Origin of the sequence: Psychromonas arctica (assembly GCF_038155225.1) — a bacterium.
GTDB classification, from domain to species: Bacteria; Pseudomonadota; Gammaproteobacteria; order Enterobacterales; family Psychromonadaceae; genus Psychromonas; species Psychromonas arctica_B.
In genome coordinates, this window is record NZ_JBAKBA010000085.1 from 1 (window position 1) to 2,287 (window position 2,287).

Below are 2,287 nucleotides of genomic sequence, written 5' to 3' on the forward strand. Positions count from 1 at the left end.
TACGTGTTGTTGTATTGCGTTGTCCAAATCTTGCTTCATCTTGGAACCATACATTGACGTTATCCAAGCTGATATGCCCTGGGATCTTAAGGATCGTTTTTATTTGGAATTTTTTTAAAAGTTTCTTGTGCTTCAATTGATTGTTTCGGGTGCATTGAACGTGTTGTTATCCAACTAAGGTTTAGTTCATGAAGTAAATGATAGATATTAGTTTTTTGATAAGTGACGTTGAAGTTGGTTTCAATATATTCTTTTATATCATTCCCTTGTAAACGACCTCCACCTTTTTTTACTGCGTTATCAATTACATATGTTTTAATTTCCCTTAACTGCTCCTGGGTTAATCGAGATGGCCTCCCGGAATGAGACTTTTCTTTTAATCCATTGAGACCATAAGTTAAGTAAGCTTTAATCCATTTATTAACACTGACGCGACTCACTTTTAAATACTTAGCAATCTGTGTTCGACTAAGGCCTTCAGTAAAGTGTGAAACGGCTAGAAGTCTCATACGAAGTCTTGCATTAGATGTAGATGCAATTAATTTAGGGAAATCATGGTCCATAACAACTCCTTTATTAAAGGTATATTAGATCACAAAATTATCGGAATTGGTATAATACCAATTCCGATAATTAAGTTTCCAGATTAGTCCAGTCTCTATAACATTGTGAGATGACTCTATTTTTGTCTTCACTGAAGCGATTCCAAGCATCACAACATTTATTGACAATACCGTTATAACCGTCAAAGCACCCGTTTGCGATTTCATTGTTCCGCATCCATTGCCAAACTTGCTCGATTGAATTTAACTTAGGAGAATAGGGAGGAAGGTGAATAATAGTTAGATTAGTAAACTCTTCAGCTAAATAAGACTGGTGCCAACTGGCTCGATCCATTATTACAACGGCATGTTTTCCCTTTGGGGTTGCATCAGAAATTAAGCGTAAATGAATCTTCATCACTTCACTATTACTGTAAGGCATTACTAATGCCTCGGTTTGACCTGTATTGATACAGACCGCACCAAATAAATAAGCATACTCAAATTGTTGCTGCTGAATAGCCCTTGGTCTGGTCCCTTTTTCTGCCCATATTCTAGTGGTTGTATTACGTTGACCAAACCTAGCCTCATTCTGAAACCAAATATGCACATCTTTTAAATGAACATGCCCAGGGATCTTAAGGATCGTATTTATTTGGAATTTTTTTAAAAGATGCTTGGACTTCTTCTGATTGTTTGGGGTGCTTAGAGCGAGTTGTTATCCAGCTTAGATTTAATTTGTTGAGTAAATAATAAATATTAGTTTTTTGATAAGTGACCCCGAATGTTGTTTCAATATATTCTTTTATATCCTTCCCCTGCAGACGGCCTCCTTCTGATTTTATAGCATTATCAATTACATATTGTTTTATGTTAGTAAGTTGCTCTGGCGTGAGTCGATGAGGCCTCCCGCTACGGGGCTTTACTTCTAGACCTGTTAACCCGGAATGAAGGTATGCTTTAATCCAAATGTTGACACTTCTACGGCTTACCTTTAAAAAAGTCGCAATATCAGTTCTACTTTTCCCTTCTAAGAAGTGCGAGACAGCAAGTAATTTTAATCGTTGTCTCGCATTGGTTGTCGCATTAATTAACTCAGTAAAATTGTGACTCATACTAGCTCCTTTGTAAGTTCCTTAATTAGATCACATATTTATCGGAAATGGTATTACAATCTTACAAAGAAGTTGTACATATGATCCCAGCCGATAATGGTAAAGAATTTGCTTATCATGGCGTGTTAACAGAGCACTTAAAGTGTGATGTTTATTTTGGAGATCCTTATTGTTCTTGGCAACGAGGTTTAAATGAAAATGCGAATGGTTTATTACGCCAATACTGGTCGAAATCAACAGACTTCAAAAAGGTATCGCAATCATCAATTGAAAATGTGATAGTGGAATTAAATAACAGACTGAGAAAAAAGCTTAATTATAAAACGCCAGCCAAATTAATGGTTGTGGATATGGTAGCGTTAGCTGCTTAGCTGTTATGCACTTCAAGGTTGAATTTACCTGATACATATACAGTGACCTCTAATATTGATCGAATGAGTTATAGGTTAAAAGGTAAACTGATTGAATTTGTAGAATAAAACTTTTTATCCAAATGAATAGGTTTAGGGTCTACTCAAATACTATTTTACACAAATGAATGCCTCATTTTGAATGAAATATCCTCACTTTGTAGTTTAATTAATCACTCAGTCACTTAATTGAAATAAACACAATAAAACGCTTGCCAAT

The 2,287-nt window shown here is 35.4% G+C and carries 3 protein-coding genes; 1 reads left to right on the forward strand and 2 read right to left on the reverse strand.

Annotated features, from left to right (window positions below; all coding sequences use genetic code 11):
* Window positions 1–86: 86 nt before the first annotated feature.
* Together V6255_RS17875 and V6255_RS17880 are read right to left on the reverse strand one after the other, a co-directional pair.
* Complete coding sequence (locus V6255_RS17875) at window positions 87–563, reverse strand: helix-turn-helix domain-containing protein (RefSeq protein WP_341629361.1); 477 nt, start codon at window positions 561–563, stop codon at window positions 87–89.
* A 70-nt stretch (window positions 564–633) separates the two neighbouring features.
* Window positions 634–1,657 (reverse strand): IS630 family transposase gene (locus V6255_RS17880; RefSeq protein WP_425355945.1). Its coding sequence is split into 2 segments (ribosomal slippage): window positions 634–1,204 and window positions 1,203–1,657, totalling 1,026 coding nucleotides; the frame shifts between segments, so codons are not numbered across the junction.
* A gap of 47 nt (window positions 1,658–1,704) precedes the next feature.
* Here V6255_RS17880 and V6255_RS17885 point away from each other — a divergent pair.
* On the forward strand, window positions 1,705–2,028 hold the full coding sequence (locus V6255_RS17885) for an IS30 family transposase (protein ID WP_341629363.1): 324 nt from the start codon (window positions 1,705–1,707) through the stop codon (window positions 2,026–2,028).
* Window positions 2,029–2,287: the final 259 nt, after the last annotated feature.

Bases quoted from the DNA above. Each gene is read 5' to 3' on its own strand.
- V6255_RS17875 (WP_341629361.1), bottom strand. From the start codon at position 563: ATGGACCATGATTTCCCTAAATTAATTGCATCTACATCTAATGCAAGA.
- V6255_RS17885 (WP_341629363.1), top strand. From the start codon at position 1,705: ATGGTATTACAATCTTACAAAGAAGTTGTACATATGATCCCAGCCGAT.